This is a genomic window from Enterococcus sp. HMSC078F03, assembly GCF_001811595.1.
Lineage (GTDB): Bacteria > Bacillota > Bacilli > Lactobacillales > Enterococcaceae > Enterococcus > Enterococcus faecalis.
Window position 1 is genome coordinate 53,151 of record NZ_KV805572.1, and the last position, 20,540, is coordinate 73,690.

Sequence of the window (20,540 nt, forward strand, 5' to 3'; positions counted from 1 at the left end):
TCAATGGTCTAATGGGATGAAAAAAAGAAAAATCGTCAAAAGCTAGTTTTTAAGGCGTCTTAAGAAATTCTTAAAGAATTGAGATAGAAATGGACTAATGAATAAACGCAGGATAAAAAAAGAGTTGCATTTAAATTGTAACAAATTGTAACACGATTGAAATAAAACAAGCCCTCCTGACTAGTATAATGAGTAGGTGTTTTAGATAAGTTAGGAAAGGTGTTGGATTTAGTGAAGGTTAAAAAGTTGATACCATTTTTAACAACAATGATGCTTATCAATTTTGGACTTCCAGTCGCTGCGGCAGCAGAATCACTTGATTCGTTGCAAGAAAAAGAAGCGCAAGCGAAACAATCTGGGGAGTTAATTAGTAAAGAAATCAATTCAGCCTTAGATGATGTAAATGCTAAATATGCGGAAATCGAACGTTTAAAAACGCAAATTTCAAAAGCGGAAGAGACGTTGAAAACTTCGAAAGAGGAAATAGAAAAAACAGAAAAAAATATTTCTCGTCGTAAAGAAGCTGTTGGCGATCGTATGAAGGATATTCAATTAAATGGCGACCAACGTACTTGGCAAGCCTTATTAGATGCAGAAAATTTATCAGATTTCTTTAATCGGGCCTACGCCATGACCGTTTTACAAAACTTTGAACGGGAAAAGATTGAAAGCTTAACTAGCGAAAAAGAAAAGTTAGCTGCATTACAAGAAAAAGTTGAAAATACGCAAACAACTTTAAAACAAAATGAAGAGAAATTACAAGTTGAAGCTTCTTCAATGAATAATAAAGTCTCTGAGTTAAAAGAAAAAATGGCGAATAATGAAGAATTATTGGCTCAAATTTCGACAGACAAACAAAAAGAGCAACAACGCTTAGTCAGCGAAAAAGCAGCAGCTGAGGCACAGAAAAAACGTGCGGCAGAAACTGCCAAAGCAGAAGCAGCGAAGAAACAAGCAGCTGCCGACAAACAAGCGCAAGCAGATGCGGCGGCTAAACTAGAAGCCGAAGCTGCTGAAGAGTCAAGCAGTCAAGCATCAAGCTCTTCTACAAGTACAGAAAGCAGTAGCACTGAATCTTCAAGTTCTGCTAGTTCATCCGAATCGTCATCAACGACAGAATCAACGACAGACGAATCATCAACACCAGGAACTGGCTCTGGTCGTGTGCTTCAGATGGAATCAACTGCTTATTCTTGGCGCGAAGCTGGTGCAAGTAATCTAAGTGCTACTGGCATTGACTTAAGTAAACAAAGCAATGTGATTGCAGTTGATCCGAGCGTAATTCCTCTGGGGTCATTAGTGAAAGTCTCTGGTTATGGCTTTGCTATTGCTGGAGATACAGGTGGCGCTATTCAAGGGAATATTATTGATGTTCATTTTGATTCGGTAGAGCAATGCATTGCTTGGGGACGACGTCAGGTTACAGTAGAAATTCAATAATAAATTTGTTATACTAAAGACAAGATAAAAGGAATTGGCTAAGTCAGTAATGATAGTAGCCAGTTTTTTTTTAGTTAAATGTAAAGGAGAATTACAATGATTCGCTCGGCAACAAAAGAAGACGGTCAAGCGATTGCTCGGCTGGTCCTAGTTATTTTAAAAGATATGGAGTTACCAATTTTAGAAGAAGTCTCAGAAGAACAAATGATTGACCTATTAGCAGAGGCAACGGCGTATCCAACCTATCGCTATGGCTATCAACGAATTTTAGTTTATGAACATGCAGGTGAAGTTGCAGGGATTGCTGTCGGCTATCCTGCGGAAGATGAAAAGATTATTGATGAACCTTTAAGAGAAGTCTTTAAAAAACATGGCTTAGCAGAAGATGTTCGGCTATTTATTGAAGAAGAAACTTTGCCTAATGAATGGTATTTAGACACGATTTCAGTGGATGAACGTTTCCGTGGAATGGGCATTGGTTCTAAGTTATTAGATGCTTTACCTGAAGTAGCTAAAGCTAGCGGGAAGCGAGCTTTAGGTCTAAATGTTGATTTTGACAATCCAGGGGCGAGAAAGTTATACGCAAGCAAAGGCTTTAAAGATGTCACAACAATGACTATTAGTGGTCACTTATACAATCATATGCAAAAAGAAGTGTAAAAATAGAGGTCGGGACAGAAGCGTTTAACTCCGAGAAATAAGAAGGAATTTCCGAAAATTGTTCTATAATTTTTGGATAATTTCGGCTTATTTCCGAAGGAGTTGCTTCTGTTCCCGCCGTTTATCAATTTTTAAGCCTGGGACAAAAATCCAAAGTGATTTTTGTCCCAGGCTCTATTTTTCATTAATCCGTTAAAGGATCAAAATCTAATCCAAAATCATCGGAAGTTTTTTGTTTTTTCTTATTATATAACCAGTAGTCAAGGACAGCTGCTATGCAGATGCACAACGGTGCGTCCTCATCATTGGCAACAGTTAAAACAAAATAGTCGCCTGTACAAAGCATGGTTTTATCCATTGACATGATTTTTTTATGGACTTGATAAATTGAATATTGGTGCGCTTTGATATCCCCAACAACTGCCCAGTGAAGGCCTTGAACATAATAGAAATCAGCATTCAAATTGAACAGTTTCCGTAGAGTACCCACTTTTTCAAAACGCTGATATAACTCAAATCGTGTGCCAAAAGTCCAAGAAACTTGTTTAATACTGGCTAAAATTTCTCCGTTCATTGCATATAAAGAAAGCGCATCTCCTCGTGTGCCCCAGCGCCCCACCAATAGAAAAAGTGAACGGCCTGCTTGGTCTTTCACGATGGTTCGCGTAACTTTTCCTAACTGTTGTTCTTGAATAAAAAATTCAGACACGACACGATCTCCTTTCTATATATAAATGAGTGCTGTAACTGGTAGTGCTTATTACAAATCTTCTCTTATTGCACGCAGGATGGCTTCGCCAACACCATTTTCTAAATTAGTGGCTGTTTCATATTTAGCATATTCTTTTAATTCCAGTTCGGCATTGCCCATTGCAAAACTTACCCCAGCCCATTGAATCATGCTGACGTCATTTAAATTATCACCAATAGTCATGACTTGTTCAGCGGGAATCCCACGTTCTTTAGCGACGCGCGCAACCGCAATCCCTTTTTGTGCTAGGCGGTGGTTAATTTCAATATTATTAAGCGCAGAAGAGGTAACAACCAAATCATCTAGTTCTTCTACTTCCATCCCAGCAGGACCTAATACTTTCGGCCCATCCATACTGAAGCCAATAATTTTAAGGACTTCAATCGAATCATCTTTTAAAATGTCGTCTAAACGATCGACATAGGTAATATGCAATAAAGATAGGTGTGCTGAAGCCATGGCAATCGCCACTTTATAAGTTAAATGGGGCATGGATTCTGCAATATGAGCGGCAAAGTTTTCAATTCTTTTTTCTTGATGTTCAGAAAAAATACCTTTATTTGTAGAGATTTCATAGTAAACATTGTGTTGACTCAAAATAGTTAGTACTTCTGTTACTGTTTCTTTTTCGATCCCAGCCGTGAAAAGTGAGTGTCCATCTTTGTCGAATACTTGGGCGCCGTTTAAAGTAATCATGGCGCAGTCAATTCCGGCTTCTTCTAACGCGGGTTTCGCTTCGGTATATGCGCGGCCAGTAGCAACCATAAATTCGATTCCTAAACGTTCCGCTTCGCGAATTGCTGAAGCGTTATCATTTGTGATGCTCATTTTTGCATCTAAAAGTGTTCCATCCATATCTGAAGCAATTAATTTAATCATCGATTCTCTACACCTCATTATCTATTTAAAGCTTACCTATAGTTTACCACGTTTTTCCAAGAGAAAGTACCCAGAAATTTCTTGTCAGGTTTGGAGAAATTCGTTATGCTTAGAGAGCGAAGGAGTGAGCATTATGAAAGAAATTATTCACAATAGTTGGCAAACCGTTTTATCTGCTGAATTTGAAAAACCATATTATCAAGAATTGCGGGAATTTTTGAAAAAAGAATATCAGACACAAACGATTTATCCAGATATGTATCATTTATTTTCAGCGTTAGAACTAACCCCTTTTGAAGAAGTAAAAGTAGTGATTTTGGGACAAGACCCATATCATGGACCCAATCAAGCACACGGACTAAGTTTCTCTGTCCAGCCAGGTGTGAAAGTGCCGCCATCTCTTGCGAATATTTACAAAGAATTACAAGCTGATTTAGGGTACCAACCCGTCAACCATGGCTTTTTAGAAAGCTGGGCCAAACAAGGCGTGTTATTATTAAATACTGTGTTGACCGTTCGGGCAGGTCAAGCTTATTCCCATCGAGGTAAAGGGTGGGAGCAACTGACAGATGTCATTATCGAAAAGTTGAATGAGCGTGAAAAACCCGTTGTTTTCATTTTATGGGGACGTCCAGCTCAAGAAAAAATTAAAATGATTGATACGACTCGGCATGTGATTATCAAATCGCCACATCCAAGTCCATTGTCAGCGCATCGTGGTTTTTTTGGCTCACGTCCGTTTTCTCAAGCGAATGCTGCTCTAGAACGTTTAGGGGAAACGCCGATTGATTGGCAACTTCCTGAAACAGTGTAGTGTAACAGTGTATGCTGTTATAGTGTAGAAGAGTTAGTTTGTGAAAAGTTTATCGGATTATTGGTTTTTTTGACTAATACAGCTAGAAAAAACTGTTATTTTCTTTGAGAATAGTGTATGATGGATTTTGTAAATATAAAACTGGAGGGTTTATCGTGGAATTATTCGATAGCTTAAAATTTAAAGTCGTACGCCGTAATATCAAAATTGTTTTCCCTGAAGCAACAGATCCTAGAATCTTAGGTGCTGCTGCCCGCTTAAAATCTGATGAATTAGTAGAACCAATCTTAATTGGTGATCCAACAGATATCGCAAATGCTGCTATGGCTCGTGGAATCAACACATCAAACTTTATTATTATCAACCCCAATGATTATGAAAAATGGGATGAAATGGTCGAAGCATTTGTTGAACGCCGTAATGGAAAAGCTACTAAAGAAGATGCTGAAAAAATCTTAAAAGATGTCAACTATTTCGGTACTATGTTAACTTACATGGGTATTGCTGATGGTATGGTTAGTGGTGCTATCCACTCAACAGGTGATACAGTTCGTCCTGCGTTACAAATTATTAAAACAAAACCAGGTGTGAGCCGTACAAGTGGTGCCTTCTTAATGATTCGTGGTCGTGACCAAGAAAGATATTTATTCTCAGACTGCGCGATTAACGTGAACCCAACTGCACAAGAATTAGCTGAAATTGCTGTTGATAGTGCCAAAACAGCTGAATTATTTGACATTGAACCAAAAGTTTCATTGTTAAGTTTTTCAACAAAAGGTTCTGCAAAAGCACCAGAAGTAACAAAAGTTGCTGAAGCTACAAAAATTGCGCAAGAATTAGCACCTGAATATGCGATTGATGGTGAATTACAATTTGATGCTTCTTATGTATCTTCTGTCGCACAATTAAAAGCGCCCAACTCAAAAGTGGCTGGAGAAGCAACAGTCTTTGTATTCCCAGATTTACAATCAGGAAATATTGGCTACAAAATTGCTCAACGTTTAGGTAACTTTGAAGCAATTGGCCCAATCTTACAAGGATTGAACAAACCAGTTTCTGATTTATCACGTGGTGCAAACGAAGAAGATGTTTATAAATTATCAATCATTACAGCTGCTCAAACATTAATGAACGACTAATTAACTATGTCAAAGCATGATAAATAAGCAAAGTAGAAGTTGAGGTTCCCAGGACACTTGGGCCTCAACTTTATTTTTTTGAAGCTGCCACTAGTCAACTTATTGAATTTTCGGTATACTTTCATACATAGATTCTTGCAGATGGGAGGCAAAAAAATGAACATTGTCCTGAACAATCCATTGGAAACAGAAGCAATTGCTAAAATCATTGGACAAAAGGCACAAGCTGGTGATGTAATTGTCCTGACTGGTGATTTAGGGGCCGGTAAGACGACAATGACGAAAGGGATTGCTTTAGGATTAGGCATTTCCCAAATGATTAAAAGTCCCACCTATACGATTATCCGCGAATATCCACAAGGACGACTTCCGTTATACCATATGGATGTTTACCGTGTTGAAGAGGGTGCGGATGAATTAGGGTTAGATGAGTATTTTGAAGGAGATGGGCTATCCGTTGTAGAATGGGGCAGCTTGATTGAAGAAGAATTGCCAGAAGATTATTTAGAAATTATTTTAAATAAAGATTCTCAAGAAGCTGACAAGAGAGTTCTTGAATTCCGCGGAACTGGTCCGTTGGCAGAAGAAAGAATAGCAGAGATTCTACAAGTGTGGGAGGCTCGCGAATATGACTGAACAAACATTTTCTATTCGAGAAGCAGTGCCTACTGATGCGGATCAATTACTATCTGTGATGTCAAAAATTGGGAGTGAAACGCCCTATTTGGTAATGGATGAGCGAGGAATGGCCATGTCGACAACAGAATTGGCTGAAAATCTAGCAACACTCTATGAATCACCAAATAATGTTTTATTGGTGGCATTAGCGGGAAAAGCGATCATTGGGACCGCTTCTGTGTCTGCTTCTTCTAAAAAGCGGATGGAGCATATTGGTGAAATTGGCATTAGTATTTTAAAAGAGTACTGGGGCTATGGACTGGGCAGTATCCTGATGGAAGAACTTATTCGCTGGGCGCATGAAAGTCATGTTATTCGTCGCTTGGAATTAACGGTACAGGATCGCAATCAACGAGCGATTCACGTCTATAAAAAATTAGGGTTTGAAACAGAAGCAATTATGCCTCGAGGCGCCAAAACAGACCAAGGTGAATTTTTAGATGTTCATTTAATGCGTTTGCTGATTGATTAATTATTGGTTAATAATTTTAATTTCTTAAATAATCGAACGATAATTGCATGAAAAAACAAAATTTTCGCAATTATCGTTTGTTTCATATTTATTTTTCTGATATTTTTGTTATAATTATAGAAGAATTTAACGAAAAAATGAAAATTTATTTTGGGAAGGAATGTAAGAAATGGCGAAGGCGACGAAAATGAATGTTAACTATCGAGAGTCGATTTTGGATCGTGCGTATCGTTTAGAGCTAATAAAAAAAGATGAGTATGCAAAACATCAAGAAAAATTATCATTATTAAATGAAAAATTGTCTGACGGGGAACCAGCTCAATTTGATGCAAAAGAAGAAACGTTTTGGAAAAAAATTTCGCAAAAAGTTATTTTATAAAAGTAATACATACGAATAAGAGCGTACACATAGAAAGAAGCGTAAGCAGTGTCAAACTGCTTACGCTTCTTTTTTAATGAATAGGAATAACTGTTTCACGCTTAATTAATTTGTGAGGAATAACGAGACGGACACCATTCGTCAATTCTTCATGGATTAATTCATATAATTTTTTCATCGCCATTCGACCTAATTCTGACGTGTCGATGTCAATGCTTGTTAGATAAGGATGTGTCAATGTTGAAAAGATTGAGTTGTTAAAACTAATAATGGATAACGTTTCAGGAACTTGATAACCATAGATTTGCGCAAGTTGCATCGTCCGCAAAGCAAAGATATCATCAATCACCACCAACGCCGTGGCATTATTTTGATGAAGAATGTCATCGAAAGCCATGTAATCTTCAGGTTTTTCTAACGCAACGCTTGGTAAAACAGTTAATCCTTGCATCATCATTGCTTTTTGATAACCAAAGTAACGTTCAAAGTACAAACTTTCATGCGTTGTATTGGTCACAAATAAAATATTTTTATGGCCGTTTTCAATTAAAAATTCTGTCGCTTGTTTCCCTAATAATTGATTATCATTATCCACGTAAACTATTTCCGTTTCATGTTGGTAAGGTTGACCGATTAAAGTAAAGGGAATGTTGTTTTCGTATAAGTAATCAATGACGGGGTCCTTACTATCTGAATACACAAGAATAAAACCGTCCACTTGTTTTTGAAGATGCATTCTTTTAACGTTTTCCAATAGTACATCAAAACTTTTGGCAGTTGCAATAGCAGTAGTCATATCGTAAAGACGGGCTTCCTCGTTGATGGCTTCCATAATTTCTAAATAAAATGGATTCCCTAACCGTTCTTTCGAATCTAAAGGAGGTAAAATTACGCCAATGGCACTTGAAATTCGTTTACCCAAATTCCGTGCCGTCATATTTGGCACATAGCCTAAGTCATCCATGACTTTTCGCACTTTCTTTTTTGTCGATTCAGAAATACTTGGATGATCGTTAATGACACGCGAAACGGTTGAAGTTGCAACCCCCGCTTTCTTAGCGACATCTTTTACTGTAATTGCCATTTTTGCCACGCCTTTCTTAGTGATTATAGAAGGTTAAATTGATAAACCGTTTGGTAGGTTTGCTTTTTATTAGCTGGTAATAAAATAGAGCCCCACTGAGGATGATGAACAATGTCTGGATACTCTTGAGGTTCAATTGCTAAGCCATAGTTTGAATGCATCGCTTGTCCATTAATAGAAAAAGGAGCCTCAAAACCAGTCGTAGAAAATAATACCATACTTTGGTTCGTTGTTGCTATCGTCATTTTTCTTCCAGAAGTAGGTTCTTGTAAGCATAATTGTGGCTGTCTTAAGTCAGAGCCAACTAAGGGGAAAACATCATCTAACCCAGTTGGATAGCGTTGGAGGATTGTTTCGATAGGTGTCAGTTCATTAAAACGTATGGATAGTTCAGAAGCTGGTAAAATCCGTCCAGTAGGCAGCTTATTATCGTCTAATTCTAACATACCTTGACAGTTCAAAGATAGCAAATGTGACAGAATGTCTAACTTTCCATTGCCAGATAAATTAAAGTAGGCGTGGTTTGTAGGATTAAAAAGTGTTTCCTGTTTACTCCGTCCAGTACTGATCATTCGTAAATGATTATCCTCTAGCTGGTAGGTGATGGTGGCCTCAATTGGTCCGGGATAGCCAGAAAGGGTGTCGGTTAAATGAAAAGCAACGCCGATGATATCCTTTTTTTCAAAGGGCTCGACTGTCCAATATTGAAAAGACCACCCCTTTGAGCCACCATGGATATGATGACCGTCGCTATTTTGTTCTAATATTCCATTTTGCCAATGGCCATTACGAATACGTCCAGCAACTGGTCCAACAGTGGCGCCAAAAAAGCTTTGATCCTTTAATACATCTTGATACGAATCATACGATAAAAGGATATTTTCCCAATGATTATTTTTGTTTGGCATCAAAAGTTGATGTAGGCGCGCGCCATAATTGAGAAGAACGACTTCTAAAAAGTCGTTCTTCAAAGTAATTTTTTTTAAGTTTGTGTTTGGAATACCGGTTACGGTGATACGATTATCCTTCATGATCAAGCCACACTTTTTTTAAGTAATCAAACGTTAAAGCGCTCGTCTCTGGCACGATGGGCAACCCTTCGCCTAACTCTTCTTTGCGGCCAACGCCAACAGGCTGCGCTCCACTAGCAAGAATCGCTTGAATCCCAGCTTTGGCATCTTCAATGCCAAGACATTCTGCTGGTGTCAAATCAATTTCTTTCGCAGCTAAAATGAAAATATCTGGAGCGGGTTTGCCTGCCTGAACGTCTGCTGGATTAGCAATGGCATCAAAAAGGGGCGTCAATTGCATTTTTTCTAAAAGGAAAGGCCCATTTTTACTTGCAGAAGCCAAGGCGATTTTAATATTGGCTTCACGTAATTCCGTTAATAAAGAAAGAATTCCTGGATAGACATCTTCAGGCGTAATTGCTTGGATCATTTCCAAGTAATAATCGTTTTTCCGTTGCGCTAACTGGGCAAATTCTTCAGAAGAAAACGTGCCTTCTTTTTTTCCGTATTTTAACAGTAACTGCAGAGAATCTTCACGGCTTACACCTTTCAATTGTTCGTTGAAAACACGGTCAATGGAAATTCCAATTTCGTTCCCTAATTTTTTCCAAGCGTGGTAATGAAATTCTGCTGTATCAGTAATAACGCCATCTAAATCAAACAAAACGCCTTTAAACATGAACTTCTTCCTTTCTGATCGGTAAAACTAATCGATCTTTTAATGTGTATTTTTGATCGTAAACAGTTAATGGAATTGCAGGGCCGTCGAGTAAAGTAAAGGCTACTTGGTCTGCTGCAACTTCAACAAATAGTAAACGATTCCGGTAATTAATGTGGAACGAGTAGGCTGTCCATGTCGCTGGTAAAAAGGGTGCAAATTTTAGTTGTTGATGGTCCGTTTTCATTTGGGCAAAACCTTGCACAATCGCTAGCCAACTACCAGTCATTGAGGTAATGTGTAAGCCATCTTCTGTATCATTATTGTAATTATCTAAGTCAAGGCGCGCTGTTCGTTGATACATTTCCACTGCTTTTTCTTCCATGCCTAATTCAGCAGCTAATACAGCATGAATGCTTGGTGAAAGGGAAGATTCATGGACAGTCATTGGTTCGTAAAAATTAAAGTTCCGGCGTTTTTCTTCTAAAGAAAAGGCGTCATTAAAGAAATAAATTCCTTGAAGAACATCGGCTTGTTTAATGAAACAAGACCGCAAAATTTTATCCCATGACCAATGTTGATTTAAAGGCAGCTCACTAAGTGGTAAATCAGAAACAGGCATTAAATCTTTATCTAAGAAAGTGTCATGTTGTACAAAAATGCCTAATTCATTATCCACTGGGAAGTACATATTCTCTACAATGTCTGCCCATTTAGCTAATTCGTCGTCTGCAATTTTGAGCGTTGTTTCTTCTTGGAATTTTAAATAAGACTCACGTGTGTAACGTAGAACCCACGCAGCGATGGTATTGGTATACCAGTTATTGTTGATATTATTTTCATATTCATTTGGCCCCGTTACGCCATGAATCATATATTGTTTATGACGTTGGGAGAAGTGGACCCGATCTGCCCAAAAACGAGCGATTGCCACAAGCACTTCTAGACCAGCATCTTTTAGATAGTCTTCGTCTCCTGTATAGTTGACATAATTATAAATCGCATAAGCAATCGCACCATTTCTGTGAATCTCTTCAAAAGTGATTTCCCATTCGTTATGACATTCCACACCAGTAAAAGTAACCATTGGGTAAAGCGCACCCTTTAACCCTTGTTGTTGGGCATTATGAATGGCTTGAGGCAATTGATTGTGGCGATATTTCAGTAGATTTTTAGTAACTTCGGGCTTAGCCAACGCCAAGTAAAGTGGGACAGCATATGCTTCGGTATCCCAGTATGTGGCACCGCCATATTTTTCGCCAGTAAAGCCTTTTGGTCCGATATTTAAACGATCGTCTTCACCATAGTAGGTTGAGAAAAGTTGGAAAAGATTAAAACGAATGCCTTGTTGGGCTTCGTCATCTCCTTCAATAACAACATCAGCTAATTGCCAACGTTTTGCCCAAGCGGCAGCTTGCCTAGCTTTTGCTTCAGGGTACAAGGTAGTCATTTCTGCAAATAATTCGTTTACTCGTGTGATTTGTTGCGTTTCTGGCACATCACGGCTGGTAACGACAAGCACTTCTTTTGTGATGGCGGTCGTATCACCTTCTTTTAAGGACACTGTCAATTCTGCGGTTAAAGCCAAGGGTTGTTGTGTATATGTAGGCACAACAGCGGCTCCATCGATGAAATGGCGCATGCCTGCAGTCACTGTAAAACGCTCTATTTCAAAGTTGTTAGGAATGGTCTTAGTCGTAACAAAGCCAAGTGTTTCTTGTGTTTCAATAGCTCTTTCTTCCCAAAAATGTTCTTCATAATTGCTGTCTTCATTTTGAACATCGCCATCCAATTTTGAGTGAAGAGTGATTGTTCCTGTACCTTCCAGCATTTCAATTGTTAAGTGGATGTAAGCTGCTTCTTTTTTTTCTAAGCTTAAAAAACGTTCAAAAGAGAAGCGCACTTTGTTCTTCGGTGTTTGGATGGTGAATTGCCGAGAAAGGACCCCATTTTGCATGTCTAATTCTAAAGAAAAATCTTCGTAAGGTGTAGTGGCTAAATCAATTGTTTGTCCATCAATTTGTAAGTCCATTGCGATGAAATTAATTGCGTTAATCACTTTGCCAAAATATTCAGGATAACCATTTTTCCACCAACCAACACGTGTTTTGTCTGGATACCAAACACCTGCTAAATAGGTTCCTTGATGGTGGTCGCCAGAATAGTGTTCTTCAAAATTTCCCCGCATCCCCATATAGCCATTGCCAATGCTCGTTAATGATTCTTGTAAACGTAAATTTTCTTTATCTAAGTGTGTAGTACGGATTTTCCAAGGATCAATTTGGAATAAACGTTTGATTTGTTTCATGAGAATCCCCCTCAGTGATTTTATTGATAGGTCTATCATAAACGCAACCGATTGCATTAGTCAATAGTCAATGCTTAAAAAGTGTAATCTTATGAATAAAAGCTGAAACAAAGGTAGGATAGAAGGAGCTTTATTTGCTTTATTAAAAGACGAAATAAAAAGGGATTAAGTAGTAGAGAGTTGTTTTCCACAATATTTTTGAAATTAAAGCATTTACAAAAAGGAAACAGGAGTATATAATGGCAACATAACGAAACCGATTGCGTAAGGAGTGGCAGGAATGAAAAAAATGTTTAGTTTTGAGTTTTGGCAAAAATTCGGGAAAGCTTTAATGGTCGTTGTGGCAGTAATGCCCGCAGCGGGTTTAATGATTAGTATTGGGAAATCGCTTCCCTTAATCGATCCTAATTTAGGTTTGTTAGTAACAACAGGCGGAGTTCTGGAGAGTATCGGTTGGGCAATTATTGGCAACTTACATTTACTATTTGCGTTAGCAATAGGTGGCAGTTGGGCCAAAGATCGTGCAGGTGGCGCATTTGCAGCGGGGATTTCTTTTGTTTTAATCAATCGTATTACTGGAGCCATTTTTGGTGTAACAAATGAAATGTTGGCAGATGAACAAGCTTTCACGCATACCTTATTTGGCACCAAGATTATGGTGAAGGGATTCTTTACAAGTGTCTTAGAAGCTCCGGCATTAAATATGGGTGTTTTTGTAGGGATTATTGCTGGTTTTGTCGGTGCGATGGCTTACAACAAGTATTACAATTATCGGAAATTACCAGATGCGCTATCATTTTTTAATGGTAAACGGTTTGTCCCATTTGTCGTTATTTTGTGGTCTACAATTGTCTCAATTGCATTAGCACTTATTTGGCCAAATATTCAAGCGGGAATTAATAATTTTGGGTTATGGATTGCGCAATCTCAAGATAGTGCACCTATTTTAGCGCCATTCTTATATGGAACGTTGGAACGTTTGTTATTACCTTTTGGGTTACATCATATGTTGACGATTCCAATCAACTATACACAATTAGGTGGAACGTATGAAATTTTATCTGGCGCACAAGCTGGAACCCAAGTTTTTGGTCAAGATCCTTTATGGTTGGCTTGGGCAACAGACTTAGTGAATCTTAAAGGCGCTGGTGACATGAGCAAGTATCAGTTTGTCTTAGAAAATTGGACACCAGCTCGATTCAAAGTAGGCCAAATGATTGGTTCTTCAGGGATTTTAATGGGGATGGCTTTGGCGATGTATCGTAATGTCGATGCAGATAAAAAAGCTAAATATAAATCAATGTATTTTTCTGCTGCTTTAGCTGTTTTCTTAACTGGTGTGACAGAGCCGTTAGAATTCATGTTTATGTTTGCTGCAGTGCCGCTTTATGTGATTTATGCCGTAATCCAAGGTGCTGCTTTTGCAATGGCTGATATTTTACCATTGCGTGTGCATTCGTTTGGAAATATTGAATTGTTAACAAGAACACCGCTAGCAATAAAAGCTGGTTTAGGTGGCGATTTAATCAATTTTGTTTTAATGGTCATCATTTTTGGTGTTGTCACTTATTTCTTAGCGAATTTCTTAATTAAAAAATTTAATTACGCAACACCTGGAAGAAATGGAAACTATGACAATGATAACGGCGAAGAAATCGCATCTGGCGCGGCTGGTTCAGGCGTCGTCGATCAGCAAATCGCGCAAATTGTCTACTTACTTGGCGGTAAACAAAATATCAAAGAAGTTGATGCGTGTATGACACGCTTACGTGTCAGCGTAAAGGATCGAGAAAAAGTCGGTTCGGAAGAGGCGTGGAAACGGGCAGGTGCAATGGGCTTGATTGTGAAAGATAATGGCGTTCAAGCCGTTTATGGACCAAAAGCCGATGTTTTAAAATCCGATATTGAAGATTTACTAGCTTCCGGCGTTGACATTCCAGAACCAGTTATAGCAGAAAGTACAACAGGAGTGCCAACAACGAATTTCTTAGGCAAGAAAAAAGATTTCGTGGCTGTGGCGACAGGGGAAGTTATTCCAATGGCGCAAGTCAATGATCCTGTCTTTTCACAAAAAATGATGGGGGATGGATTTGCGGTTAAGCCTCTAGAAGGAGAAGTGGTGGCACCAATTTCGGGGAAAGTTCTAAGTGTTTTCCCAAGCAAACATGCGATTGGGCTACAAACAGAAGAAGGTATTGAAGTACTTGTCCATATGGGGATTGATACAGTCGAAATGGCAACACCTGCTTTTGAATCTTTTGTTAAAGAAGGACAATCATTGAAAGCTGGGACGAAACTAGCTAAAATGAACTTGGATGTGATTGAACAAGCTGGCAAAGAAACAACGATTATTGTCGCTTTTACAAACAGCGACAAAGTGGAACAAGTAGTCATTAATCAACTAGGAACCGCCACTGCGGGAACTGTGATCGGACAGATTGAAATTTAAATGATTATGTCGGGCACAATCAATAATTGTGCCCGACATAATCACATGTAAGGGAAGGTGAAAAGATGAATCTTTTAACAATCAATACTCATAGCTGGTTAGAAGAAGAACCGTTAAAAAAATTAGAGGAGATTGCCAAGGTGATTTTATCTTCTGAAAGTGAAATAATTGCCTTACAAGAAGTGAATCAGAAAGTCGCTTCCAAGAAAGTGCCGTTAGAACAGTTAACTACTTTTTGTCCCGTAGCGACCCAAACACCGGTCCATGAAGATAATTTTGCATATCTAATCGTTCAATATCTAGCTGAAAAAGGCCAACACTATTATTGGAGTTGGGAAATGAGCCACATTGGTTATGCTATTTATGAAGAAGGGAACGCACTACTTTCGAAATGTCCGTTGACTAGTGAAGCTCTCCTTATTTCAGAAAGCCAAGAACCAACGAATTATCGAACAAGAAAAATCTTAGTAGCGGAGACAGAGAGTTCAAAAGGTACGCTTACTGTTGTCTCTGGTCACTTTTCTTGGTGGGAAACACCCTGTACAGGTTTTGCCTATGAATGGCTACAATTAGAGAAATACTTAGCGACGGGGCAACAACCGTTAGTCATTTTAGGCGATTTAAACAACCCAGCTGGTACAACTGGCTATCAATTAGTGGAAAATAGTTACTTGCCGATTCAAGATGCATTTGTTGTAGCGGAAGAGACAAGCGGTGAAGCGACAGTAGAGAAAAAAATAGATGGCTGGGAAGAAAATGAAGCAGCCTTGCGGATTGACTACGCATTTGTTCCAAAACAGTGGCACGTACGAAAATATGAAGTAATTTTTGATGGTAGGAAAACACCGATAGTCAGTGATCATTTTGGCTTACTCATTCAACTAAAATAAGAAAAAGCGCTGAATTTTCAGCGCTTTTTCTTATTTATTCGCTCATGTAATTATTCTTCTCAGTCTTGTTTGGCTAATTCTTGATCCCGAAAAATGGTGGCCTCAATCCCTTTGATGACTGTTGAAATAAACGCATTGTTTTCTAATTCGACAATCCCAGCAACCGTGGTTCCACCAGGAGAACTGACTTGGTCGATTAAAGTCCAAGGATTCTCTTTGCTATTTGCCAAAGTTTGAGCGCTGCCTAGTACAGCTTGTGTGGCAATTTCTAAGGCTAACTCTTTGCTCATACCATTTTTAACGGCTGCTCGGGCAATCGAATCAATAAATAAGAAAGCATACGCAGGAGTGCTACCTGCAATAGCAGTAAAAATCGAAAAATACTGTTCCTCTAATTCCCAGGCTTGGCCAACTGCTCGAAACAACGATAAAACAGTCTGGATGTCTTCAGGGGATGCGAAAGCGTTACCACAAACAGCTGCTGCACCTGCGCCAATCAATGCATTCATATTGGGCATCACACGAACAAGACGAAGCGGTTGGGTAGTCTCAAACAGTTGATACAATTCTGCAATAGTCGTACCTGCTGCAATGGAAACAATTAACGGTTGCTTGTCTAAAATTGCTTCTTTCGCTTCAAGTAAAGCTGCTTGAACGAATTGCGGTTTCACCGCTAAAATAACTAAGTCTGCTACTGCAATAGCTTCTTGAGGCGAAGCAACCGCATGTGCACCAATTTCTTGTGCAAAAGCGGCGGTTTTTTTGACTTGAATATCATAAAAATAAAGGTTTTCTGCGGCAATAAATTGCTTTTTTAGCGCACCTTTGGCAATGGCGGATGCCATATTTCCAGCACCGATAAAACTAATTTTCATAAAAAATTCCTCCTAAAAACTGTTGAATCTCTTTTTTCGTGTTACCATGTATCTAGTATAGAAGGAAACGCCAAAGAAAAAAATAGAGGGAGTAAAGTAAAAAGTGTTGTATTATGAGGTGATTAATTGGCAAGCAAAGAAGAACAATATGCAGCATTTTATCAGTTTTTAGAGACCTTAGATTGTTATTTAACCACTACCAATGCTCTTGAGAATGAAGTAGCGCAATTTAAGGAAAATCCGCATCGAGAAATTGCGGGCTTTATGCTGGCATCTTCGGAAACAATTGACGTTCCGAAAGGATTTATTCGGATGCTCTATTGTTTAGAGCAAGATGGCAATGCTTATTTGGATCAACAAAGGTGTTCGTTTTCGGCTGGCCAAGTCATGATTGTCAATGAGGCCACCTCGGTTAGCTATCAGGGGCAAGGAATGTCTATGATTATATTTTATTTTAAAAAGCACTATTTTCTTGATACGCTCTTAAACCAGCTGGCGGAAGAACCAGTCATGTATCGTTTTTTTACAGAAATTGCTAGCAGTGAATTTGAAAACATTCCTCGATATTTCGTTTTTGCCAGCCAGCCAAATTCGGATGTTCACGTCTATTCGCTATTATTACTGAAACAAATTGTGAAAATGGCCTATTTTAATACTAAAGTGACCAAAGCGGCCTTTGTTTTGCTGGTGGTGGAACTAGGTCAACTGCCTAGAGAAGCTTTAAAGATGCAAGATAATTATTTGTCGAATCATCAACGTGTTGAGGTGATTTTAGCGTATATTGAGCAACAGATTGCGCATGTCACTTTAGCAGAAGTCGCCGCTAAATTTCATTTTCATCCGAATTACTTATCGAATTTTTTAAAAGACAAAACAAACAAAACGTTTACGGAAATTGTCTTAGCCTACCGAATCCAATTGGCGAAAAACTACTTGAAGCAAACAGATTTATCGATTCAAACGATTGTTGAACGAATCGGCTATCAAGACAACGCCTTTTTTTATAAACGTTTTAAAGAAGAAATGGGCATGACCCCAAAACAATATCGACAGAAAGAAGGAATGGCAGATGTACGAAGAAGTCTTTGAAGAATTTCAGTTAACTGTAGTAGAATTACCAATCGAATTTGTTGATGATTTGCCTGTCTATCGCGGACACTTAAAAGAATTAACGTTTCTTTCAGCGGAAGCCTCTTCACGAAAAAAACTTTACCAACAGCTTTTACAGGCTTATTTATTGTATAGAGAAGAGAATCAAGCAGTTGTTGAAGAGGAAGAAATAACCTCCTCATTATTGTCTACAGAGCAGTTATTAAAATACTATGATGGTGAAACGTTCGATGGGTTTCAGTTGCCATCAAATGAATAAGAAAGCAGGAGAACAGATGGATATAATGGAAAAAATTAATCAATTTCGTGATGAAAGAAATTGGCGCCCCCACCATAATGAAAAAGATTTGGCGCTCTCAATTTGTTTAGAAGCAGCAGAATTGTTAGAACTTTTTCAATGGAAAACAGCAGAAGAAGGCATCAAACAAGAAGAACGAATCAAAGAAGAATTGGCTGATGTTCTCATTTACTCCTACATGATGGCTGATAATTTAGGGTTTGATTTGGACGAAATTATCGAAGAAAAGTTGAAGAAAAATGCGTTGAAATATCCAGTGCCACACTAAGAAGCTTGTATTTTGATTACACGCCCCAAAGTTTAGAAAAATATCAGTTTGGGGCGTATCAAAATTGATGCTTTTTTAGTTTCAACTAGTTGTATTTTATTTGATTTAATCTATTGTCTCGAATAAGTAGATGAATCCTATCTGCGAAGTGGGTGTCGTTTATACTCCTAGTCTTAGCCAACGTTTATTATTTACCCTTGCAATAGCCAGCGCGATGACTGTTAGAACTATAATATACAAGATAATTAATAAATTGTGGTCAAAACTAATTGAGTTTTCTGAGCCTTCTAAAAAATTCTGGACGTTTAGATATAATTCGTTTGAAGCATCAAATATTGCAAAAAAACGTAAAAATCCACCAATTGCAACAAAAAGTACTGTTGTAATCCAATAGAGTATGCTAAAACCGATAGATAAAAGAACGTTAGCAGATAAAAAACTGATCAACGCAACAATTAAAATATACTGAATTGAAATCATCGATAATAAAAAAAACATTTGCAGAATTACAGAAAAATCCATAAAAATAAAGGAAACGATAAATAACAGAACTAGAATACTGCCTAGGGTCTCTACCGTAAGTGTCAAAACTTTTTTTATATAAAAAGTAAGGCTATTGGTATTCATCATACGATAAAATAAAATTGTTTTTCCTGAGTACTCTTTATTAATAAAGAAAGATACTAGAAACGAAAACATTAGAAAGCCAAATTGTGTAAATACAGTATATGTACTAAATAAGTATTCTCGGTAACTTAACCTAGTTACTTTATCGATGCCAATAGGTAGAATCCATCCCATTGCAAAGATTGCAACGATAATTGCAATTAAAATAATCATTATTTTGTTGGAAATCGTTTTTTTTAATTCCAAAATTTCACCCCTCAATATACTTCTGAATAACTTCAGTTTGATTAGTAAAACGAATCATTTTGAAATCTTCAATTAAGTAATAGTTGCCTTTTAAATTTTTTAAATCTGATAAATTGTGTGTGATGTTTAGAATAATTTTTTTAGGATGATTTTTTATATATGCAAGTAGAAATAGATAGATTTCATTAATTGTCTGTTTATCTAAGGCGTTGGTAATTTCATCTAATACAATAATTGATTTATCTTCCAGAAAAAAAGAAAGTAATTTTAGTTTTTGTTTTTGTCCATCACTTAATTGTCCAATTAAGGAAGTTTTAGAAATATTTGTAGCGTGCAAAGAATGAGCCAAGTGTGCGACTGAATCTAAACCAAATCTTTTCTCTAGAAGAATAAATAATTCGCAGACTTTTAAATCATTAGGGACATTAGAAAAGCTTGAAATAATCGTAACATTTTTACTTATTTCAGAAGGGATTAAACCACCCCGGTTTAACAATAAATCCTTAGCAAATTGTGATTTCCCTACACCGTTTTTCCCTAAGATATGATTAATCACCCCTTTTCTAAATGAAACTTTTGTATGTTCTAAAAGTAATTTATTATTTATTTTCAATGTGTAATCATTTAGTTCTAACAACTTAGTCACCTCACACAAACCAACTAATGACTGTTTCAATGACCAATAACAAACTAATTGCTTGTATTAGCTTTACAATCAAGTGATTTTTTCTTTTATTTTCTAATTCATCTACACTGAATAACGTGATTAAAACTTTATAACCATCAGAGTTTAACACAGGAACTAGATTCCATAACAACGCATATGAAAAAAAATGAATGAACTGTCGAGTATTTTATTTTTCAAAAATAAGAGATTGATGACCTGAATAAAGTTAATGGTTAGATAATTTGTAATTAATCCAGCTAAATGAACTATTATTTTTTCATTTTTTGAAATAAGATAAATTTCATTCATTTCAACATAGATTGCTGGAAAAATATAATAATTCATCTTAAATCCAATTTTTTGATGTTTTTTTCCAATGTAGTTTAAAGATTTTATATGCCCTAATTCATGTATAAAAATATTCAAAGAAAGATAGAAAAATAGGAAGATATAGGCAAGGTGTAGATTAGCAGATATTGATTGTATTTTTGTATCAGAATGGTTTAAAAGAATCACATTTATAAAAAGAAGAAAAATAAAGAACGTGATGATTGATGCGAACTTGATTACAGTCACCTTAGGAGTATATTCGTTTAGTGATTCTTGTATACTTTTTGGTAAATTTTTCAATTCGCTTTTTAAATATACATTCTTTTCTTTATCTTTAATAAATACGGAATTTTCAACAAAAACCTCATATTTTTCATCTGTATATTTATAACATTTGCTCATAATATTTCCTCATATATGGCGTAAGTAATTTAATGTTATTTTCTGTTTTAAACAATTGACGACAAATACTACGGGAGCGTCAATAATTTTGTGTAAATAAATTGTC

General features: G+C 37.2%; 22 protein-coding genes. 12 read left to right on the forward strand and 10 right to left on the reverse strand.

All coding sequences use genetic code 11. The features are described 5' to 3' along the window. Positions 1 to 270 precede the first annotated feature (270 nt). Together HMPREF2810_RS09780 and HMPREF2810_RS09785 are read left to right on the forward strand one after the other, a co-directional pair. Positions 271 to 1,440, forward strand: a complete 1,170-nt coding sequence (locus HMPREF2810_RS09780) for a 3D domain-containing protein (protein ID WP_048942394.1) — start codon at positions 271 to 273, stop codon at positions 1,438 to 1,440. A 96-nt stretch (positions 1,441 to 1,536) separates the two neighbouring features. Continuing rightward, positions 1,537 to 2,100 (forward strand): GNAT family N-acetyltransferase, encoded by a 564-nt coding sequence (locus tag HMPREF2810_RS09785; RefSeq protein WP_002383368.1) that lies wholly within the window; start codon positions 1,537 to 1,539, stop codon positions 2,098 to 2,100. A 184-nt stretch (positions 2,101 to 2,284) separates the two neighbouring features. Here the strand turns inward: HMPREF2810_RS09785 and HMPREF2810_RS09790 are convergent, their stop codons facing one another. Together HMPREF2810_RS09790 and HMPREF2810_RS09795 are read right to left on the reverse strand one after the other, a co-directional pair. Continuing rightward, positions 2,285 to 2,809, reverse strand: a complete 525-nt coding sequence (locus tag HMPREF2810_RS09790; protein ID WP_002355833.1) for an LURP-one-related/scramblase family protein — start codon at positions 2,807 to 2,809, stop codon at positions 2,285 to 2,287. A gap of 51 nt (positions 2,810 to 2,860) precedes the next feature. Further along, complete coding sequence (locus HMPREF2810_RS09795; protein WP_002383369.1) at positions 2,861 to 3,730, reverse strand: Cof-type HAD-IIB family hydrolase; 870 nt, start codon at positions 3,728 to 3,730, stop codon at positions 2,861 to 2,863. 133 nt (positions 3,731 to 3,863) lie between these two features. Here HMPREF2810_RS09795 and HMPREF2810_RS09800 point away from each other — a divergent pair, with 133 nt between their 5' ends. The 5 genes from HMPREF2810_RS09800 to HMPREF2810_RS09820 all read left to right on the forward strand — a co-directional run bounded on the left by HMPREF2810_RS09800 (position 3,864) and on the right by HMPREF2810_RS09820 (position 7,212). Then, the gene (locus tag HMPREF2810_RS09800; protein ID WP_002363309.1) at positions 3,864 to 4,544 is read left to right on the forward strand and encodes a uracil-DNA glycosylase; all 681 of its coding nucleotides are present in this window, start codon (positions 3,864 to 3,866) and stop codon (positions 4,542 to 4,544) included. Between the two features lie 155 nt (positions 4,545 to 4,699). Continuing rightward, entirely contained in the window at positions 4,700 to 5,683 is a 984-nt protein-coding gene (gene pta / locus HMPREF2810_RS09805; protein ID WP_002355836.1) for a phosphate acetyltransferase, read from the forward strand. Between the two features lie 141 nt (positions 5,684 to 5,824). After that, on the forward strand, positions 5,825 to 6,319 hold the full coding sequence (tsaE, locus tag HMPREF2810_RS09810) for a tRNA (adenosine(37)-N6)-threonylcarbamoyltransferase complex ATPase subunit type 1 TsaE (RefSeq protein WP_025189182.1): 495 nt from the start codon (positions 5,825 to 5,827) through the stop codon (positions 6,317 to 6,319). Continuing rightward, positions 6,312 to 6,833 carry a GNAT family N-acetyltransferase gene (locus HMPREF2810_RS09815; RefSeq protein ID WP_002383374.1) on the forward strand — a complete coding sequence of 174 codons (522 nt, stop codon included), beginning with the start codon at positions 6,312 to 6,314 and terminating at the stop codon, positions 6,831 to 6,833. The genes tsaE and HMPREF2810_RS09815 overlap by 8 nt, the downstream gene beginning before the upstream one ends. A gap of 169 nt (positions 6,834 to 7,002) precedes the next feature. Further along, positions 7,003 to 7,212: a hypothetical protein gene (locus HMPREF2810_RS09820; protein WP_002355840.1), complete on the forward strand. Its 210-nt coding sequence runs from the start codon at positions 7,003 to 7,005 to the stop codon at positions 7,210 to 7,212. A gap of 73 nt (positions 7,213 to 7,285) precedes the next feature. On the opposite strand, the gene bopD is transcribed toward HMPREF2810_RS09820, so the two are convergent. The 4 genes from bopD to HMPREF2810_RS09840 are packed head-to-tail and all read right to left on the reverse strand — an operon-like array spanning position 7,286 to position 12,272. After that, a complete protein-coding gene (gene bopD, locus HMPREF2810_RS09825) occupies positions 7,286 to 8,296 on the reverse strand; it encodes a LacI family transcriptional regulator BopD (RefSeq protein ID WP_002358859.1) in 1,011 nt (336 codons plus the stop codon). Between the two features lie 23 nt (positions 8,297 to 8,319). Further along, positions 8,320 to 9,327, reverse strand: a complete 1,008-nt coding sequence (locus tag HMPREF2810_RS09830; RefSeq protein ID WP_002383376.1) for an aldose epimerase family protein — start codon at positions 9,325 to 9,327, stop codon at positions 8,320 to 8,322. Continuing rightward, positions 9,317 to 9,985, reverse strand: a complete 669-nt coding sequence (gene pgmB / locus HMPREF2810_RS09835; RefSeq protein ID WP_002355844.1) for a beta-phosphoglucomutase — start codon at positions 9,983 to 9,985, stop codon at positions 9,317 to 9,319. Before pgmB ends, HMPREF2810_RS09830 begins: the two co-directional genes overlap by 11 nt. Beyond that, positions 9,978 to 12,272, reverse strand: a complete 2,295-nt coding sequence (locus tag HMPREF2810_RS09840) for a glycoside hydrolase family 65 protein (protein ID WP_010715073.1) — start codon at positions 12,270 to 12,272, stop codon at positions 9,978 to 9,980. The genes pgmB and HMPREF2810_RS09840 overlap by 8 nt, the downstream gene beginning before the upstream one ends. A 280-nt stretch (positions 12,273 to 12,552) precedes the next feature. On the opposite strand from HMPREF2810_RS09840, the gene HMPREF2810_RS09845 reads away from it, so the two are divergent. Further along, positions 12,553 to 14,721 (forward strand): PTS transporter subunit IIBC, encoded by a 2,169-nt coding sequence (locus HMPREF2810_RS09845; RefSeq protein ID WP_002383378.1) that lies wholly within the window; start codon positions 12,553 to 12,555, stop codon positions 14,719 to 14,721. A 65-nt stretch (positions 14,722 to 14,786) separates the two neighbouring features. Beyond that, positions 14,787 to 15,611: a maltose 6'-phosphate phosphatase gene (gene mapP, locus HMPREF2810_RS09850; protein WP_002383379.1), complete on the forward strand. Its 825-nt coding sequence runs from the start codon at positions 14,787 to 14,789 to the stop codon at positions 15,609 to 15,611. Between the two features lie 59 nt (positions 15,612 to 15,670). On the opposite strand, the gene proC is transcribed toward mapP, so the two are convergent. Beyond that, positions 15,671 to 16,486, reverse strand: coding sequence for a pyrroline-5-carboxylate reductase (proC, locus tag HMPREF2810_RS09855; protein WP_002383380.1), 816 nt, complete (start codon positions 16,484 to 16,486; stop codon positions 15,671 to 15,673). Between the two features lie 126 nt (positions 16,487 to 16,612). On the opposite strand from proC, the gene HMPREF2810_RS09860 reads away from it, so the two are divergent. The 3 genes from HMPREF2810_RS09860 to HMPREF2810_RS09870 are packed head-to-tail and all read left to right on the forward strand — an operon-like array spanning position 16,613 to position 18,162. Further along, a complete protein-coding gene (locus HMPREF2810_RS09860; protein ID WP_002383381.1) occupies positions 16,613 to 17,575 on the forward strand; it encodes a helix-turn-helix domain-containing protein in 963 nt (320 codons plus the stop codon). Beyond that, positions 17,556 to 17,855, forward strand: coding sequence for a hypothetical protein (locus tag HMPREF2810_RS09865; protein WP_002358867.1), 300 nt, complete (start codon positions 17,556 to 17,558; stop codon positions 17,853 to 17,855). The genes HMPREF2810_RS09860 and HMPREF2810_RS09865 overlap by 20 nt, the downstream gene beginning before the upstream one ends. Further along, positions 17,848 to 18,162 carry a nucleotide pyrophosphohydrolase gene (locus HMPREF2810_RS09870; protein ID WP_002383382.1) on the forward strand — a complete coding sequence of 105 codons (315 nt, stop codon included), beginning with the start codon at positions 17,848 to 17,850 and terminating at the stop codon, positions 18,160 to 18,162. The genes HMPREF2810_RS09865 and HMPREF2810_RS09870 overlap by 8 nt, the downstream gene beginning before the upstream one ends. A 159-nt stretch (positions 18,163 to 18,321) precedes the next feature. On the opposite strand, the gene HMPREF2810_RS09875 is transcribed toward HMPREF2810_RS09870, so the two are convergent. The 3 genes from HMPREF2810_RS09875 to HMPREF2810_RS09890 form a co-directional block, all read right to left on the reverse strand. Further along, positions 18,322 to 19,002: a peptide ABC transporter permease gene (locus HMPREF2810_RS09875; protein ID WP_002401553.1), complete on the reverse strand. Its 681-nt coding sequence runs from the start codon at positions 19,000 to 19,002 to the stop codon at positions 18,322 to 18,324. 37 nt (positions 19,003 to 19,039) lie between these two features. Next, positions 19,040 to 19,681 (reverse strand): ATP-binding cassette domain-containing protein, encoded by a 642-nt coding sequence (locus HMPREF2810_RS09880; RefSeq protein WP_002383383.1) that lies wholly within the window; start codon positions 19,679 to 19,681, stop codon positions 19,040 to 19,042. Positions 19,682 to 19,837: 156 nt separating this feature from the next. Further along, a complete protein-coding gene (locus HMPREF2810_RS09890) occupies positions 19,838 to 20,434 on the reverse strand; it encodes a hypothetical protein (RefSeq protein WP_002383385.1) in 597 nt (198 codons plus the stop codon). Positions 20,435 to 20,540 lie beyond the last annotated feature (106 nt).

Bases quoted from the DNA above. Each gene is read 5' to 3' on its own strand.
- HMPREF2810_RS09780 (WP_048942394.1), top strand. From the start codon at position 271: ATGCTTATCAATTTTGGACTTCCAGTCGCTGCGGCAGCAGAATCACTT.
- HMPREF2810_RS09785 (WP_002383368.1), top strand. From the start codon at position 1,537: ATGATTCGCTCGGCAACAAAAGAAGACGGTCAAGCGATTGCTCGGCTG.
- HMPREF2810_RS09795 (WP_002383369.1), bottom strand. From the start codon at position 3,730: ATGATTAAATTAATTGCTTCAGATATGGATGGAACACTTTTAGATGCA.
- HMPREF2810_RS09800 (WP_002363309.1), top strand. From the start codon at position 3,864: ATGAAAGAAATTATTCACAATAGTTGGCAAACCGTTTTATCTGCTGAA.
- tsaE (WP_025189182.1), top strand. From the start codon at position 5,825: ATGGGAGGCAAAAAAATGAACATTGTCCTGAACAATCCATTGGAAACA.
- HMPREF2810_RS09815 (WP_002383374.1), top strand. From the start codon at position 6,312: ATGACTGAACAAACATTTTCTATTCGAGAAGCAGTGCCTACTGATGCG.
- HMPREF2810_RS09820 (WP_002355840.1), top strand. From the start codon at position 7,003: ATGGCGAAGGCGACGAAAATGAATGTTAACTATCGAGAGTCGATTTTG.
- bopD (WP_002358859.1), bottom strand. From the start codon at position 8,296: ATGGCAATTACAGTAAAAGATGTCGCTAAGAAAGCGGGGGTTGCAACT.
- HMPREF2810_RS09830 (WP_002383376.1), bottom strand. From the start codon at position 9,327: ATGAAGGATAATCGTATCACCGTAACCGGTATTCCAAACACAAACTTA.
- pgmB (WP_002355844.1), bottom strand. From the start codon at position 9,985: ATGTTTAAAGGCGTTTTGTTTGATTTAGATGGCGTTATTACTGATACA.
- HMPREF2810_RS09840 (WP_010715073.1), bottom strand. From the start codon at position 12,272: ATGAAACAAATCAAACGTTTATTCCAAATTGATCCTTGGAAAATCCGT.
- HMPREF2810_RS09845 (WP_002383378.1), top strand. From the start codon at position 12,553: ATGAAAAAAATGTTTAGTTTTGAGTTTTGGCAAAAATTCGGGAAAGCT.
- mapP (WP_002383379.1), top strand. From the start codon at position 14,787: ATGAATCTTTTAACAATCAATACTCATAGCTGGTTAGAAGAAGAACCG.
- proC (WP_002383380.1), bottom strand. From the start codon at position 16,486: ATGAAAATTAGTTTTATCGGTGCTGGAAATATGGCATCCGCCATTGCC.
- HMPREF2810_RS09865 (WP_002358867.1), top strand. From the start codon at position 17,556: ATGTACGAAGAAGTCTTTGAAGAATTTCAGTTAACTGTAGTAGAATTA.
- HMPREF2810_RS09870 (WP_002383382.1), top strand. From the start codon at position 17,848: ATGAATAAGAAAGCAGGAGAACAGATGGATATAATGGAAAAAATTAAT.
- HMPREF2810_RS09875 (WP_002401553.1), bottom strand. From the start codon at position 19,002: ATGATTATTTTAATTGCAATTATCGTTGCAATCTTTGCAATGGGATGG.
- HMPREF2810_RS09890 (WP_002383385.1), bottom strand. From the start codon at position 20,434: ATGAGCAAATGTTATAAATATACAGATGAAAAATATGAGGTTTTTGTT.